The sequence below is a fragment of the Mesorhizobium sp. LNHC221B00 genome, from assembly GCF_000502935.1.
GTDB classification, from domain to species: Bacteria; Pseudomonadota; Alphaproteobacteria; order Rhizobiales; family Rhizobiaceae; genus Mesorhizobium; species Mesorhizobium opportunistum.
Genome location: NZ_AYWR01000014.1, coordinates 90,331 through 105,043, shown reverse-complemented (window position 1 = coordinate 105,043; position 14,713 = coordinate 90,331). Strand labels below are relative to the sequence as shown.

The 14,713-nt window shown below is 63.6% G+C and carries 14 protein-coding genes; 12 read left to right on the top strand and 2 right to left on the bottom strand.

Features of this window, described 5'->3' with window-relative positions; translation table 11 throughout:
* Nucleotides 1–31: 31 nt before the first annotated feature.
* Together X741_RS147600 and X741_RS147605 are read right to left on the bottom strand one after the other, a co-directional pair.
* Complete coding sequence (locus tag X741_RS147600) at nucleotides 32–598, bottom strand: hypothetical protein (protein ID WP_023778899.1); 567 nt, start codon at nucleotides 596–598, stop codon at nucleotides 32–34.
* 96 nt (nucleotides 599–694) lie between these two features.
* Nucleotides 695–1,699 (bottom strand): MBL fold metallo-hydrolase, encoded by a 1,005-nt coding sequence (locus X741_RS147605; protein ID WP_023778898.1) that lies wholly within the window; start codon nucleotides 1,697–1,699, stop codon nucleotides 695–697.
* 279 nt (nucleotides 1,700–1,978) lie between these two features.
* On the opposite strand from X741_RS147605, the gene X741_RS147610 reads away from it, so the two are divergent.
* From X741_RS147610 to X741_RS147665, 12 genes are all read left to right on the top strand, one after another.
* On the top strand, nucleotides 1,979–2,518 hold the full coding sequence (locus tag X741_RS147610; RefSeq protein ID WP_023778897.1) for a protease inhibitor Inh/omp19 family protein: 540 nt from the start codon (nucleotides 1,979–1,981) through the stop codon (nucleotides 2,516–2,518).
* A 185-nt stretch (nucleotides 2,519–2,703) separates the two neighbouring features.
* Complete coding sequence (gene zapE, locus X741_RS147615) at nucleotides 2,704–3,903, top strand: cell division protein ZapE (protein ID WP_023778896.1); 1,200 nt, start codon at nucleotides 2,704–2,706, stop codon at nucleotides 3,901–3,903.
* A 363-nt stretch (nucleotides 3,904–4,266) separates the two neighbouring features.
* The gene (gene mdh, locus X741_RS147620) at nucleotides 4,267–5,235 is read left to right on the top strand and encodes a malate dehydrogenase (RefSeq protein WP_013892250.1); all 969 of its coding nucleotides are present in this window, start codon (nucleotides 4,267–4,269) and stop codon (nucleotides 5,233–5,235) included.
* Nucleotides 5,236–5,265: 30 nt separating this feature from the next.
* Complete coding sequence (gene sucC, locus X741_RS147625) at nucleotides 5,266–6,459, top strand: ADP-forming succinate--CoA ligase subunit beta (RefSeq protein ID WP_023778894.1); 1,194 nt, start codon at nucleotides 5,266–5,268, stop codon at nucleotides 6,457–6,459.
* Nucleotides 6,460–6,463: 4 nt separating this feature from the next.
* The gene (locus X741_RS147630; protein ID WP_023778893.1) at nucleotides 6,464–6,835 is read left to right on the top strand and encodes a cupin domain-containing protein; all 372 of its coding nucleotides are present in this window, start codon (nucleotides 6,464–6,466) and stop codon (nucleotides 6,833–6,835) included.
* Between the two features lie 3 nt (nucleotides 6,836–6,838).
* Nucleotides 6,839–7,336: a DUF1579 family protein gene (locus X741_RS147635; RefSeq protein WP_023778892.1), complete on the top strand. Its 498-nt coding sequence runs from the start codon at nucleotides 6,839–6,841 to the stop codon at nucleotides 7,334–7,336.
* Between the two features lie 12 nt (nucleotides 7,337–7,348).
* Nucleotides 7,349–8,251, top strand: a complete 903-nt coding sequence (gene sucD, locus X741_RS147640) for a succinate--CoA ligase subunit alpha (protein WP_023768441.1) — start codon at nucleotides 7,349–7,351, stop codon at nucleotides 8,249–8,251.
* Nucleotides 8,252–8,385: 134 nt separating this feature from the next.
* Nucleotides 8,386–11,373 carry a 2-oxoglutarate dehydrogenase E1 component gene (locus X741_RS147645; RefSeq protein ID WP_023778891.1) on the top strand — a complete coding sequence of 996 codons (2,988 nt, stop codon included), beginning with the start codon at nucleotides 8,386–8,388 and terminating at the stop codon, nucleotides 11,371–11,373.
* A 45-nt stretch (nucleotides 11,374–11,418) separates the two neighbouring features.
* Nucleotides 11,419–12,711 (top strand): 2-oxoglutarate dehydrogenase complex dihydrolipoyllysine-residue succinyltransferase, encoded by a 1,293-nt coding sequence (gene odhB / locus X741_RS147650; RefSeq protein ID WP_023778890.1) that lies wholly within the window; start codon nucleotides 11,419–11,421, stop codon nucleotides 12,709–12,711.
* 16 nt (nucleotides 12,712–12,727) lie between these two features.
* Complete coding sequence (locus tag X741_RS147655; protein ID WP_023778889.1) at nucleotides 12,728–13,444, top strand: DUF4241 domain-containing protein; 717 nt, start codon at nucleotides 12,728–12,730, stop codon at nucleotides 13,442–13,444.
* Nucleotides 13,444–13,953, top strand: coding sequence for a hypothetical protein (locus tag X741_RS147660; RefSeq protein WP_023778888.1), 510 nt, complete (start codon nucleotides 13,444–13,446; stop codon nucleotides 13,951–13,953). The genes X741_RS147655 and X741_RS147660 overlap by 1 nt, the downstream gene beginning before the upstream one ends.
* Complete coding sequence (locus X741_RS147665; RefSeq protein ID WP_013892259.1) at nucleotides 13,950–14,705, top strand: SDR family oxidoreductase; 756 nt, start codon at nucleotides 13,950–13,952, stop codon at nucleotides 14,703–14,705. Before X741_RS147660 ends, X741_RS147665 begins: the two co-directional genes overlap by 4 nt.
* Nucleotides 14,706–14,713: the final 8 nt, after the last annotated feature.

Here is a 14,713-nt window from a genome sequence, read left to right as displayed (position 1 = left end):
GTCGCTCGCGAGGGAATGTAAGCGGCGAAACCTAGCCGGCGATCTCAATGTCGGTGCTGAACGGCCCCGTCTTGCTCGAATTCTCGTCGTGCATGAGGAAGTCGCAGCGGTATTTGCCGGGCGGCAAGCCATCGAGGGACAAGTCCAGCTTGAAGAACAGCTCGCGGTTGCGCGAGCGCGAGGCGACCTGGACGCGGCTGATCTTCTCCATTTTGCCGAGTTCCTCGCCGGATGCGGAGACCACGGTCAGGTCGACCGAAAGCGAGATCTGCTTGTTGCCGAGCCCGTCGGAGCCGTAACCGTAGCCGACCGGCTCCATGTAGAGCACGATCTTCTCGCCGGGTTTGTAGATGTGGTTCGCGCGCTCGGTGTAGATGCCGAAACCCGCCGCCGTGTCGACGTGCTTGACGTTGAGTACCGCGAGCGGCATCGCTTCCCACAGTGCGTCCTCGGCACCACGGAACTTTTCCAGCGCGCCGGCGGAATCACCGGACTGGAGCAGCTTTTCGGCTTCGGCGGCACGGTCGCTGATTTCACCGGCAAAGGCCGTCGAGGTGGAGATTGCGGCGGCGACGAGGGCTGCCAGGACTGTTTTCATGAGACGCGACTCCGTTCCTCGAAACATCACGACATCATGGTGGGCGAAAACCGCCGTGAGGTAAACGCCAATCCTGGCGGGTGCCAAGGATTGACTTCAGGGCACGACCCAGACTTCGCCGGGCCGCAAGGCGCGAAAGCGCTCCGGCGGCAGCTGCTCGGCCGCAAGCGCCTCGGCCAGCCTCCGGACCGGCTCGTCGATCGGCTCATCGGTGAGCTGAAAGGTGCCCCAGTGGCAGCCGGCGGCGAAAGTCGCATTGCACAGTTTCATGCCTTGCACCGCTTCCTCCGGGTTCTGGTGCTGGGGTGCCATGAACCAGCGCGGCTCGTAGGCGCCGATCGGCAGGATGGCGAAGCGGAAGCCGCCATGCTTGTCAGCCATCAGCTGGTAGTTGATGCCATCGTGGAAGCCGGTATCGCCGGCGAAGTAGGTCTTGCCGCCCGGTGTCTCGACAACGAAGCCGGCCCACAGCGCCATGCGTCGGTCGCGGGTGCCGCGTGCCGACCAGTGATGCGCCGGCTCGATATGGACGACAACGCCATTGCCGATGTCGACCCTGTCGCCCCAGTCATGCGCCGCCAGCCGCATGCCGGGAACCGCCTGGCCAATCAGCATGTCATTGCCGAGCGGAGTGATCAGCAGCGGGTCATGGCCGGCTCTCAACTGCCTGAGCGTGGCGAGATCGAGATGGTCGTAATGATTGTGGCTGACCAGCACGAGGTCGATGGGCGGCAAATCGGCAAAGGCGATGCCCGGCGGGTTGACGCGCTTCGGTCCGGCAAAGGAAAACGGCGATGCGCGTTGCGACCAGACCGGATCAGTGAGGATGTTCAGCCCAGCGGTCTGGACCAGCAGCGTGGCGTGGCCGATCATGGTCACCGCGAGGTCGGCACCTTCGACCTTCGCTGCCGGCCTTGCCTGCGGAAAAGGGCTCGGATCGGCCGCGGGCCACTTCGCGCGTTGGCCGTTGAACTGCCATTTGAGCGCGTCGGCGAAACGCCCGGGCGGCTGGCCGCCAGGATTGAAGAAGAGGGTTCCATCGAAATGGTCGCTGGGCGGGCCGCTGTAATAGCGGTTGGCGTTTTTCTTCCTCGCGGCCAACGTCTGCGCTCCAGCGGATTTCGGCCCCTAGACATAGGATCTGCGCCGATTCGTGCAAGCAGCCGTCACGAGAATGACAGGGATGGACGCTTCTCCATTTGTGATCGTCGAGGCCGAACGGCGACGCTGCGGTCCATGTCATAGCGACAAATTTGCAACAAATCTTGCTGCAAACCCTATTTTAACCATATCGGGTTGAAATTTCGCCACCTTCTCCATCTTGGTGGAGGTGAGATTGCGCGGACGGCATCCCCCCAGCCGGATCCGACGGAGGTTGTAATGAATTTTTCGAAAAGCGGTCTGGTGGCCGTATCGTTTGCAGCGCTTTTTGCGGGCGGCTGCTCGACCTCACGCTTCTCGTCGATGGACGACCAGCAGCCGGCGCCGCTGCAGCCGGCTCCGGCTGGCCAGGTGACCTCGAACCAGCTGCCGCCGCCGGCCGCGCCCGGCACCACCGACCCAGCGCAATTCCCGACAGCGCCGGCGAACACGCAGGTCGCGTCCTTGCCGCCGGATGGCACAGCGCCGGCAGGGGCCGCGGACCTCAGCGCGGCCAGCGTCGCCGGCGTATGGAACGTCAGCGTTGCCGGCCAGAGCTGCAAGGTGGCGACGCCGCAGACCAAGTTCGGCGCCGGCTTCCGCGCCGGGCCGCTGCATTGCCCGGCGCCGATCGACGGCATCAAGTCCTGGAATGTCGCCGGCAAGCAGTTGACGCTCTATGACGAGAATGGCGGTTCGCTGGCGCGGCTCTATTCCTCGGGCGGCTCCAAATTCGACGGTCAGACTTCCAGCGGCCAGGCGATTTCGCTTACAAGGTAGGCTATATATGCCGATATTCAGGTGATGCCGGCCTGCGAACGGCAGTTTTCTGCGCTTCCGGTGCTCACGTACTTTAAGTACGCTCCGCTCCGGTTCTCGAAAGCCACCATTCTCGGCTCGGCCTGACCTGAATCTCAACACACCTCGTCCCTGAGGATTCTTGCTCTGTACAAACGACGTGACCGATGCATCTGCGTGACGGCCTCCAGACCCATGCGACCGTCAGGCAGCGCTACGACCATCTGGTGGAGACCGGCGCGATCGAACGCGATCCGGCGCAGGAACGGATCGCCGCGGCACTCGACTGGCTGACATCGGAGATCTCGGCAAAACGGTTGGCGCACAAATCGAGTGCGCTGGGCTGGCTGTTCGCCCGCAAGCGCGAGACCAGGGACGTCGTCAAGGGCCTCTATATCCATGGCGGCGTCGGCCGCGGCAAGACCATGCTGATGGACATGTTCTTCGAGCTGCTGCCGGTCCGGCGCAAGCGCCGGGTCCATTTCAACGACTTCATGGCCGACGTGCAGGACCGGATCCAGAAGCACCGGCAGGCGCGCAAGAATGGCGAGGTCAGGGAAGACGACCCGATCCCGCCGGTGGCCAAGGCGCTGGCCGAGCAGGCCTGGGTGTTGTGCTTCGACGAGTTCTCGGTCACCGACATCGCCGACGCGATGATCCTGTCGCGGCTGTTCTCGGCATTGTTCGCCAGCGGCGTGGTGCTGGTCGCCACTTCGAACGTGGCGCCGGAGAACCTTTATAGCGACGGGCTGAACCGCCAGCTGTTCCTGCCGTTCATCGCCATACTGGAACGGCACGCCCAGGTGCTGTCGCTCGACAGTGACAAGGACTACCGGCTGGAAAAGCTCGCCCGCACGCCGGTCTATGTCACGCCGGCGGACGCTGCCGCCGACCATGTGCTCGACGAGGCCTGGCAAACGATGACGCGCGGCACGCCGACGGCCGCGACGTCGCTGACGCTGAAGGGCCGGCAAGTGATCGTGCCGGCCGCCGCCGGCGACGCGGCGCGTTTTTCCTTCGCCGATCTCTGCGAAAAGCCGCTTGGCGCTCGCGATTTCCTGGCCATTGCCGGGCGCTTCTCGACCGTCTTCATCGACCATGTGCCGGTGCTGGGCGAAGGCAAACGCAACGAGGCCAAGCGCTTCATCCTGCTGATCGACACGCTCTACGACCATCACACGCGGCTGGTGGTGAGCGCCGACGCTCCGCCGCAAGAGCTTTATGTGGCCAAGCGCGGCGTCGAGGTGTTCGAATTCGAACGCACGGCCTCACGCCTGATCGAGATGCAGAGCCGGGACTGGCTGGAGAATTGGGCGGAGCGGCGGAAGGCGAAAGCGGCGCCGGAGGCGTCGCAGGCGCAGGCCTAAGGTTCACAAGGTTGAGATCCTTCGCGCCCCCGCTGTCCCGCCAGCTTCCAAGACTCGAACACATCCTCGGCGACCCGCATCACAAGGGCGTCATCGCCGGCTTCAAGCCTTACGATCTCCATCTTCATTGTGTAGATACCTCCAAGTCGGCTTACAAACTTTGACGTTTACGTAAACCCCAAACCATCTAACCGATTGAAAATGCTCACACCAAAATAATCGTTTGAATTTACCACCCACCGGGGCTATTGGGTGCGGCGAAATCTCGCGGTTTCCCGCAGCATTCCGGCCTCTTCCTCGGCACCGTCATCAAAGTCGTCAAAGACTTGGGCGCAGTCACAGACAAAGGGAAAACATCCTCACATGGCACGCAACAAGATAGCGCTCATCGGCTCGGGCATGATCGGCGGCACGCTCGCCCACATGATCGGCCTCAAGGATCTCGGCGACGTGGTGCTGTTCGATATCGCCGAGGGCATCCCGCAGGGCAAGGGCCTCGATATCGCGCAATCATCGCCGGTCGATGGTTTCGATTCCCGGCTGACCGGCGTCAACGACTATGCCGGCATCGAGGGCGCCGACGTCTGCATCGTCACCGCCGGCGTGCCGCGCAAGCCGGGCATGAGCCGCGACGACCTGCTTGGCATCAACCTCAAGGTCATGGAACAGGTCGGCGCCGGCCTGAAGAAATACGCGCCGAAGGCTTTCGTTATCTGCATCACCAATCCGCTCGATGCCATGGTGTGGGCGCTGCAGAAGTTCTCCGGGCTGCCCAAGACCCATGTCGTCGGCATGGCCGGCGTGCTCGATAGTTCGCGCTTCCGCTACTTCCTGGCCGAGGAATTCAAGGTCTCGGTCGAGGACGTCACCGCCTTCGTGCTCGGCGGCCACGGCGATTCCATGGTGCCGATGATCCGTTATTCGACGGTATCGGGCATTCCGCTGCCCGATCTCATCAAGATGGGCTGGACCTCGAAGGAGAAGCTCGACCAGATCGTGCAACGCACCCGCGACGGCGGCGCCGAGATCGTCGGCCTGCTCAAGACCGGCTCGGCCTACTACGCCCCAGCCGCCTCGGCGATCTCGATGGCCGAAGCCTATCTCAAGGACAAGAAGCGCGTGCTGCCATGCGCGGCGCACCTTTCCGGCCAGTATGGCGTCAAGGGCACCTATGTCGGCGTTCCCGTGGTCATCGGCGCAGGCGGTGTCGAGCGCATCATCGAGATCGACCTCAACAAGGCCGAGCAGAAGATGTTCGACGCTTCGGTGGCGACGGTGCAGGGCCTGACCGAGGCCTGCGTCAAGATCGCGCCGCAACTCGCCTCTAAGTGAACCCCAGCTGCCGATCTGGAGACAATCCATATGAACATCCATGAATATCAGGGCAAGGCGCTGCTGAAGAGCTTTGGCGCGCCGGTGGCCGAAGGGGTGCCGGTGTTCAAGGCCGGTGAGGCGGAAGCCGCGGCACAAGCGCTTCCCGGCCCGCTCTATGTGGTGAAGAGCCAGATCCATGCCGGCGGACGCGGCAAGGGAAAGTTCAAGGAACTTGGCCCCGATGCCAAGGGCGGCGTGCGTCTGGCGAAGTCGGTGGCCGATGTCGTCGCCAACGCCAACGAGATGCTCGGCCACACGCTGGTCACCAAGCAGACCGGGCCTGCCGGCAAGCAGGTCAACCGCCTCTACATCGAGGACGGCGCCGACATCGACCGTGAACTCTATCTGTCTGTTCTGGTCGACCGTTCGGTCGGCCGCGTCGCCTTCGTCGTCTCGACCGAGGGCGGCATGGACATCGAGGCGGTCGCGCATGATACGCCGGAAAAGATCATCACCGTCGCCATCGATCCGGAAAAGGGTGTGACCGCAGCCGATCTGAAGGCGCTCAACACGGCGCTCAAGCTTGACGGCGACGCTGCCAACGATGGCAACACGCTGTTCCCGATCCTCTACAAGGCGTTCGTCGAGAAGGATATGAGCCTGCTCGAGGTCAACCCGCTGATCGTCATGAAGAACGGCCGGCTGCGCGTGCTCGACGCCAAGGTGTCGTTCGACAACAACGCGCTGTTCCGCCACCCCGACGTGATGGAACTGCGCGACACCACCGAAGAGGACGAGAAGGAAATCGAGGCGTCCAAATACGACCTCGCCTATGTCGCGCTCGACGGCAACATCGGCTGCATGGTCAACGGCGCCGGCCTTGCCATGGCAACGATGGACATCATCAAGCTCTACGGCGCCGAGCCCGCCAACTTCCTCGATGTCGGCGGCGGTGCGTCGAAGGAGAAGGTGACGGCGGCGTTCAAGATCATCACCAAGGATCCGGCGGTCAAAGGCATCCTGATCAACATCTTCGGCGGCATCATGAAGTGCGACATCATTGCCGAGGGCGTCATCGCCGCAGTCAAGGAAGTCGGCCTGAAGGTGCCGCTGGTGGTGCGTCTGGAAGGCACCAATGCCGAGCTCGGCAAGAAGATCATCAACGACAGCGGCTTGAACGTGGTGTCGGCGGACGATCTCGACGACGCGGCCAAGAAGATCGTGGCGGCGGTGAAGGGCTGAGCCGGTGCCTCCGCGCAAGATAAACCTGGTCGAGGCGGCGGATCAGAAGATCACCAGGGTCTTCGATCCGCATATCGCCGGCGACGTCAATGACAGCCAGGCGAAGGTCGCCAAGTTCGGTGAGGCCTTCGACTGGCATGCGCATGACAATGAGGACGAAGCCTTCCTGGTGCTGCGCGGCCGTATCGCCATCGATTTCCGCGATGGTCCGGTCGAGCTTGGCGAGGGCGATTTCATCGTCGTGCCGCGTGGCGTCGAGCACCGGCCGCGCTCGCTGACCGCCGAGCCAGTGGTGCTGATGTTCGAGCCGGCGACGACGCTCAACACCGGCAATGCCAAGAGCGATCTTACCGTCACCGAGCTGAAGCGGCTCTGAGCCATGAACGCGTCCCCCTTCTCCTCGCTCTCGGCCGATCACCAGCGCCTGCAGGCGCTGGTCGGCGCGTGGCGCGGCGAGGAAGAGGTGTCGGGCACGCAATGGACCGATGCCGGCACGGCAACTTCCGAAGTGCTGGCGGAGGCACAGTTCGGCGGCCTGTTCGTGGTGCAACGCTATCGCCAGCGCCGCGACGGCACGGTTTCGTTCGGCGCGCACAATGTGTTCGGCTTCGACCAGCAAAGCGGCGCGGTGACCATGCACCAGTTCGATTCGATGGGTTTCGTGCCGGCCTCGCCGGCCACGGGCACGTGGGACGGCAGCGAGCTGGTTCTGGAACGGTCGTCGCCGCGCGGCGCGGCGCGCGTGACATATATTTTTGACGATGCCGACACCTACCGCATGCGACTGCATTTCAAACCTGCCGGCAGCGATAGCTGGCAAGACATGGTGAGCGGCGTCTACCGGCGCGTCTCGCCTTCCTCGATCAACGGTTTTTAGAAAAGGGCTCATATGTCCATTCTCGTCGACAAGAACACCAAGGTGCTGGTGCAGGGCCTGACCGGCAAGACCGGCACGTTCCACACCGAACAGGCGCTGGCCTATCATGGCACCAAGATGGTGGGCGGCATCCATCCCAAGAAGGGCGGCGAGACCTGGACCGGGTCGAAGGGCGAGAACCTGCCGATCTTCGCCACCGTCGCCGAAGGCAAGGCAAAGACCGGCGCCAACGCGTCCGTCGTCTACGTGCCGCCGGCGGGTGCCGCCGAAGCCATCCTGGAAGCGATCGAGGCCGAGATCCCGCTGATCATCTGCATCACCGAAGGCATTCCAGTGATGGACATGATCAAGGTCAAGGCGCGGCTCGACCGCTCGGCCTCGCGGCTGATCGGGCCGAACTGCCCGGGCGTGCTCACCCCCAACGAATGCAAGATCGGCATCATGCCCGGCAACATCTTCCGCAAGGGCTCGGTCGGCGTTGTTTCGCGCTCGGGAACACTTACCTATGAGGCAGTGTTCCAGACCACCAATGTCGGCCTGGGCCAGACCACCGCCGTCGGCATTGGCGGCGACCCCGTCAAGGGCACCGAGTTCATCGACGTGCTCGAGATGTTCCTCGCCGACGACGAGACCAAGTCGATCATCATGATCGGCGAGATCGGCGGTTCGGCCGAGGAAGACGCCGCGCAGTTCCTCAAGGACGAAGCCAAGCGTGGCCGCAAGAAGCCGATGGCCGGCTTCATCGCCGGGCGCACGGCGCCGGCCGGCCGCACCATGGGCCACGCGGGCGCGGTCATCTCCGGCGGCAAGGGCGGCGCGGAAGACAAGATCGCGGCGATGGAATCGGCCGGCATCAAGGTATCGCCGTCGCCGGCACGGCTGGGCACGACGCTGGTCGAGGCGATCAAGGGTTAAGGCAGTAAGGGAGTAGGGCAGTAGGGGAATAGGAAGAACGGGACGAGCGCGGCTGCTTTCCCTACTGCCTTACTCCCCTACTGCCCTACTCCCCTCCAAAAACAGGAGACGGAGCCGGGCTCCGCAGACAAAAAATGGCACGACAAGATCAGGCCAACGACAAGTTTTCGCTCACCTCTTTCCTCTATGGCGGCAACGCGGACTATATCGACGCGCTGTACGCCGCCTATGAGGACGATCCCGCCTCGGTCAATCCCGAGTGGCAGGAGTTCTTCGCCGGGCTGAAAGACGATGCCGGCGATGTGCGCAGGAACGCCAAGGGCGCTTCCTGGGCAAAGCCCTCCTGGCCGCTGCAGGCCAACGGCGAACTGGTTTCGGCGCTCGACGGCAATTGGGGCATCGTCGAGAAGACGATCGAAAAGAAGGTCAAGGACAAGGCGGTCACCAACGGTGTGGTCCTGTCCGACGCCGACGTGCACCAGGCGACGCGCGATTCGGTGCGCGCCATCATGATGATCCGCGCCTACCGCATGCGCGGCCATCTGCATGCCAATCTCGACCCGCTCGGCATCGCCAAGCCGCTCGAGGACTACAATGAATTGTCGCCCGAGAATTACGGCTTCACCGAAGCCGACTACGACCGGCCGATCTTCCTCGACAACGTGCTCGGCCTCGAATTCGGCTCTATCCGGCAAATGCTGGAGATCCTGACTCGCACCTATTGCTCGACGCTCGGCGTCGAGTTCATGCACATCTCCGATCCCGAGGAAAAGGCCTGGATCCAGGCTCGTATCGAAGGGGCCGACAAGGAAATCTCCTTCACCGCCACGGGCAAGAAGGCGATCCTCTCGAAGCTGGTGGAGGCGGAAGGCTTCGAGCAGTTCATCGACGTCAAGTACAAGGGCACCAAGCGTTTCGGCCTCGACGGCAGTGAAGCGTTGATTCCGGCGCTGGAGCAGATCGTCAAGCGCGGCGGCCAGCTCGGCATGAAGGAAATCGTACTCGGCATGGCCCATCGCGGCCGGCTGAACGTGCTCAGTCAGGTGATGGCCAAGCCGCACCGCGCCATTTTCCACGAGTTCAAGGGTGGCTCCGCCGCGCCTGACGAGGTCGAGGGCTCGGGCGACGTCAAGTACCATCTCGGCGCCTCGTCGGACCGCGAGTTCGACGGCAACAAGGTGCATCTGTCGCTGACCGCCAACCCCTCGCATCTGGAGATCGTCGATCCGGTGGTGATGGGCAAGGCGCGCGCCAAGCAGGACTCTCTGTTCGGTCGCGGCCGCGAGGAGATCGTGCCGCTGGAGGAGCGCGCCAAGGTGCTGCCGCTGCTGCTGCATGGCGACGCCGCCTTCGCCGGCCAGGGCGTGATCGCCGAAATCCTCGGCCTGTCGGGCCTGCGCGGCCACCGCGTCGCCGGCACGCTGCATTTCATCATCAACAACCAGATCGGCTTCACCACCAATCCGCGCTTCTCGCGCTCGTCGCCCTATCCGTCCGACGTCGCCAAGATGATCGAGGCGCCGATCTTCCACGTCAACGGCGACGATCCGGAAGCCGTGGTGCACGCCACCAAGGTGGCGATCGAATTCCGCATGAAGTTCCACAAGCCCGTTGTGGTCGACATGTTCTGCTACCGCCGCTTCGGCCACAATGAGGGCGACGAGCCGGCTTTCACCCAGCCGATCATGTACCGCAACATCCGCACCCATAAGACGACGGTGCAGATCTATGGCGAACGGCTGATCGCCGAGGGCCATATCAGCCAGGCCGAACTCGACCAGATGAAGGCCGACTGGCGCGCGCACCTGGAGCAGGAATGGGAAGTCGGCCAGCACTACAAGCCCAACAAGGCCGACTGGCTCGACGGCGCCTGGTCGGGCCTGCGCACGGCCGACAACCAGGACGAACAAAGGCGCGGCAAGACCGCCGTGCCGGTCAAGACGCTGAAGGAGATCGGCAAGAAGCTGACCGAGGTGCCGAAGGGTTTCGAGGCGCACAAGACGATCATCCGCTTCCTCGAGAATCGCCGCGAGGCGATCGAATCGGGCGAAGGCATCGACTGGTCGACGGCCGAGGCGCTGGCCTTCGGCGCCATCCTGCTCGACGGCAACCCGATCCGCCTCTCGGGGCAGGATTCCGAACGCGGCACCTTCTCGCAGCGCCATTCCGTGCTCTACGACCAGCGCGACGAGACCCGCTACATCCCGCTCAACAATCTGTCGGCGGCGCAGGCCGGCTACGAAGTCATCAACTCGATGCTGTCGGAAGAGGCGGTGCTTGGTTTCGAATATGGCTACAGCCTGGCCGAGCCGAAGGCGCTGACGCTGTGGGAAGCGCAGTTCGGCGACTTCGCCAACGGCGCCCAGGTGGTGTTCGACCAGTTCATCTCCTCGGGCGAGCGCAAGTGGCTCAGAATGTCGGGCCTCGTCTGCCTGTTGCCGCACGGCTATGAAGGCCAGGGCCCGGAGCACTCCTCGGCCCGCCTTGAACGCTTCCTGCAGCTTTGCGCCGAAGACAACATGCAAGTGGCCAATTGCACCACGCCGGCCAACTACTTCCACATCCTGCGCCGGCAGCTGAAGCGGGACTTCCGCAAGCCGCTGATCCTGATGACGCCGAAGTCGCTGCTGCGCCACAAGCGGGCGGTGTCGACGCTGCCGGAAATCTCGGGCGAAAGCTCGTTCCACCGGCTGCTGTGGGACGACGCCCAGCTCTTGCCCAACCAGCCGATCAAGCTCACCAAGGATTCCAAGATCCGCCGCGTCGTGCTGTGCACGGGCAAGGTCTACTACGATCTCTACGAGGAGCGCGAGAAGCGCGGCATCAACGACATCTACCTGCTGCGCGTCGAACAGCTCTATCCATTCCCGGCCAAGGCGCTGATCACCGAATTGTCGCGTTTCCGCAACGCCGAGATGGTGTGGTGCCAGGAGGAGCCCAAGAACATGGGCGCCTGGTCGTTCATCGACCCCTATCTGGAATGGGTGCTGGCACATATCGACGCCAAGCATCAGCGGGTGCGCTACACCGGCCGGCCGGCGTCCGCGTCGCCGGCGACCGGGCTGATGTCCAAGCATCTTGCCCAGCTCGCCGCCCTGCTCGAAGACGCGCTTGGTGAATAGAGAAGATCTGGGCGAACAACAAAACCGAAAGAACGGACAGGCACAATGGCTACCGAAATCCGCGTTCCCACTCTCGGCGAATCCGTCACCGAGGCGACCATCGGCAAATGGTTCAAGAAGGTCGGCGATGCCATTGCCGTCGACGAGCCGCTGGTCGAGCTCGAAACCGACAAGGTGACGGTGGAGGTTCCGGCCGCCGCCGCAGGCACGCTGGGTGAGATCACCGCCAAGGAAGGCGAGACGGTTGGCGTCGGCGCCTTGCTGGGGATGATTTCGGCGGGCGGCGCGGCCGCTGCCCCGCCGAACAAGCAGGAGGCCAAGCCGCAAGCGGTGGCGCAGGCGTCGAGCCCCGACGCGGCGCATACCACCAAGCAGGCCGCCGCCGAGACCGCCAGGATCGCCGGCGATGCCGGCCCGGTCGAGCCACGCACCATGCCGCCGGCGCCGGCCGCCGCCAAACTGATCGCCGAGAACAATCTGTCGGTCGATCAGCTTTCCGGCTCGGGCAAGCGCGGCCAGGTGCTGAAGGGCGACGTGCTCGACGCTATCTCGAAGGGCGCGCCGTCGCAGCCGGCCGAGACGCCGAAGGCGGCACCAGCACCGGTTGCCGTACGTGCGCCATCCTCCGGCGACGACGCCTCGCGCGAAGAGCGCGTCCGCATGACCAAGCTGCGCCAGACCATCGCGCGCCGGCTCAAGGAAGCGCAATCGACCGCCGCGATGCTGACCACCTTCAACGAGGTCGATATGTCGGCGGTGATGGCGCTACGCACCAAGTACAAGGACGTGTTCGAGAAGAAGCACGGCGTGAAGCTCGGCTTCATGGGCTTCTTCACCAAGGCCGTCACCCACGCGCTGAAGGAAATTCCCTCGGTCAACGCCGAGATCGACGGCACCGACATCATCTTCAAGAACTACGCCCATATCGGCGTCGCGGTCGGCACGGAGAAGGGCCTGGTCGTGCCGGTCGTGCGCGATGCCGACCAGATGTCGATCGCCGAGATCGAGAAGGACATCGGCCGGCTGGGCATCGCCGCGCGCGACGGCAAGCTGTCGGTGGCGGACATGCAGGGCGGCACGTTCACCATCTCCAATGGCGGCGTCTACGGGTCGCTGATGTCGACGCCGATCCTCAACGCGCCGCAGTCCGGCATTCTGGGCATGCACAAGATCCAGGACCGGCCGGTGGTGGTCGGTGGCCAGATCGTGATCCGGCCGATGATGTATTTGGCGCTGAGCTACGACCACCGCATCGTCGACGGCAAGGAAGCGGTGACCTTCCTGGTGCGCGTCAAGGAAAGCCTGGAGGATCCGGAACGGCTGGTGCTGGATTTGTGATCGGAGCTGATCCGCAATGAGCGGCTGGCCGGATACACTACGCCGATGGTTTCGGCGTGGACGCGTCTGGTTTTTCTACGATCGGCCTCTGGTCGCTTCGCCCGCCGATTGGGACGCCTCCGAGGTCAGCAGCAATCTCGGCGTCTTCGCCCTAAGCGAAGCCGAGATGGCGGAGCGGAAGATCACCGCCACCACAATCGGTGAGCTTGAGCTGCCGACCGGCGAAATCGTCGCCTGCGATCCGCTGATCACCGGACTAGGACGGCCTGCGTTCAGCCGCAAGGTGAAGCCAGGACGCTATCCAGTCATGCTGCTTCAGGCGCAGGGCCGCATTGCCGCGGCAGTCTTGCGATTTGGTACCGGCTTGCCGGTGAGCTGGGAATTGGCCACCTTCGCTCGCGATCGCCCACCGGTTTATGAGTCGGAATTTCTTGAATTTATCGTGGATGACGCTGTCGCGTCGTTCATGGACAAGTCGCTCCTGACGTTGATGACCGACCAGGAAGAACTTGACGACTATCTTGCTGATGTTGCGTGGTCTCTCGACAGGTTTGGCATGGATAGTCCGATGGAAGGAAACCCGCTCAACGTCGCTATGTTCGATACTGGTTTCGGTGACGGCGGGTATAAGTCCTTCTGGGGATTGGACGCCACTGGCGAACCACTGGTCTTGATGACCGATTTCGAGGTGCTGGAGAACGCCGACGGCCGAGAAGGTGATCGGGCTAGCTGATGACAAACGTCGCTTCGCCCATGATCGGATTTATCGCTGGGTCGATAGTTTCTCTCGTAGCGGCTTCCGTTGCTCATGCTGCCTGCCCCATCGAACTCGCCGTCTATGGCGATGCTCAAAGCGGCAGCGAAATAGACTTCACGCCGACCGTCACCTCTGCCACCGTCACCAACACATTCCGCATGATCCTCGACAACAATGTGGTGCTGAACGGAATCGTCATGTGGAACGAAGGCGTGGCGCGGCCGAATGGCGCGCTGATGTACAAATGCCCGGAGGGCGATGTCACCGGTGATGAACTTGCCGCCTGCACGCTTTGGCACGGCGTCATCTACACGTCGGACGACAAGGGCGGCATTGGCCTGCTGCCGGCCGAGGGTGTCGAAGCGCCGAAAACGCTGATCCTGCCCGATCTTGGCCCAGCGCTGCGCCAGTCCAGCGCCTATGGTGGCGGCGGGTTTTCGAAAGTGCCGTGGGATGTGTTTGCCTTGAAGGGATGCCAGGAATGAGTGAGGCGCAAAAGGTGCTGCTGGTCACCGGCGGCAGCCGTGGCATCGGCGCCGCGATCTGCCGGCTCGGGTCCAAGGCCGGTTACCGCGTCGCGGTCAATTACGCCACGAACCGGAATGCCGCCGACGCGCTCGTTGCCCAGATCAGGGCCGCCGGCGGAGAAGCGTTTCCGGTCAAGGGCAATGTCGGCGTGGAGTCCGATGTGGTGGCCATGTTCGGTGCCGTCGACCGCGCCTATGGCCGGCTCGATGCCTTCGTCAACAATGCCGGCATCGTCGATCTCAAGGCGCGGGTCGACGAGATGTATGTCGCGCGGCTGGAACGCATGATGCGCGTCAATGTCGTCGGTGCGTTCCTGTGCGCCCGCGAGGCGGTGAAGCGCATGTCGACCCGCTATGGCGGTTCGGGCGGCGCCATCGTCAACATCTCGTCGGCGGCCGCGACTTTGGGCTCGCCCGGCGAATATGTCGACTATGCCGCCTCCAAGGGTGCCGTCGACACGCTGACCATCGGGCTCGCCCGCGAGGTGGCGCTGGAAGGCATCCGCGTCAATGCGGTGCGGCCGGGCATCATCGACACCGAAATCCACGCCTCCGGCGGACAGCCGGACCGGGTGGAACGGTTCCGCGATATGCTGCCGATGAAAAGAGCCGGCACGGCGGATGAAGTCGCGGGCGCGGTCCTCTATCTCTTGTCCGACGCCGCGTCCTATACGACGGGCGCGATCCTGAATGTCAGCGGCGGCCGTTGAGCGCCAAG

What these genes read in the sequence shown, in the direction of transcription:
- X741_RS147600 (WP_023778899.1), bottom strand. Translation starts at nt 598, where the DNA reads ATGAAAACAGTCCTGGCAGCCCTCGTCGCCGCCGCAATCTCCACCTCG.
- X741_RS147610 (WP_023778897.1), top strand. Translation starts at nt 1,979, where the DNA reads ATGAATTTTTCGAAAAGCGGTCTGGTGGCCGTATCGTTTGCAGCGCTT.
- zapE (WP_023778896.1), top strand. Translation starts at nt 2,704, where the DNA reads ATGCATCTGCGTGACGGCCTCCAGACCCATGCGACCGTCAGGCAGCGC.
- mdh (WP_013892250.1), top strand. Translation starts at nt 4,267, where the DNA reads ATGGCACGCAACAAGATAGCGCTCATCGGCTCGGGCATGATCGGCGGC.
- sucC (WP_023778894.1), top strand. Translation starts at nt 5,266, where the DNA reads ATGAACATCCATGAATATCAGGGCAAGGCGCTGCTGAAGAGCTTTGGC.
- X741_RS147635 (WP_023778892.1), top strand. Translation starts at nt 6,839, where the DNA reads ATGAACGCGTCCCCCTTCTCCTCGCTCTCGGCCGATCACCAGCGCCTG.
- sucD (WP_023768441.1), top strand. Translation starts at nt 7,349, where the DNA reads ATGTCCATTCTCGTCGACAAGAACACCAAGGTGCTGGTGCAGGGCCTG.
- X741_RS147645 (WP_023778891.1), top strand. Translation starts at nt 8,386, where the DNA reads ATGGCACGACAAGATCAGGCCAACGACAAGTTTTCGCTCACCTCTTTC.
- odhB (WP_023778890.1), top strand. Translation starts at nt 11,419, where the DNA reads ATGGCTACCGAAATCCGCGTTCCCACTCTCGGCGAATCCGTCACCGAG.
- X741_RS147655 (WP_023778889.1), top strand. Translation starts at nt 12,728, where the DNA reads ATGAGCGGCTGGCCGGATACACTACGCCGATGGTTTCGGCGTGGACGC.
- X741_RS147660 (WP_023778888.1), top strand. Translation starts at nt 13,444, where the DNA reads ATGACAAACGTCGCTTCGCCCATGATCGGATTTATCGCTGGGTCGATA.
- X741_RS147665 (WP_013892259.1), top strand. Translation starts at nt 13,950, where the DNA reads ATGAGTGAGGCGCAAAAGGTGCTGCTGGTCACCGGCGGCAGCCGTGGC.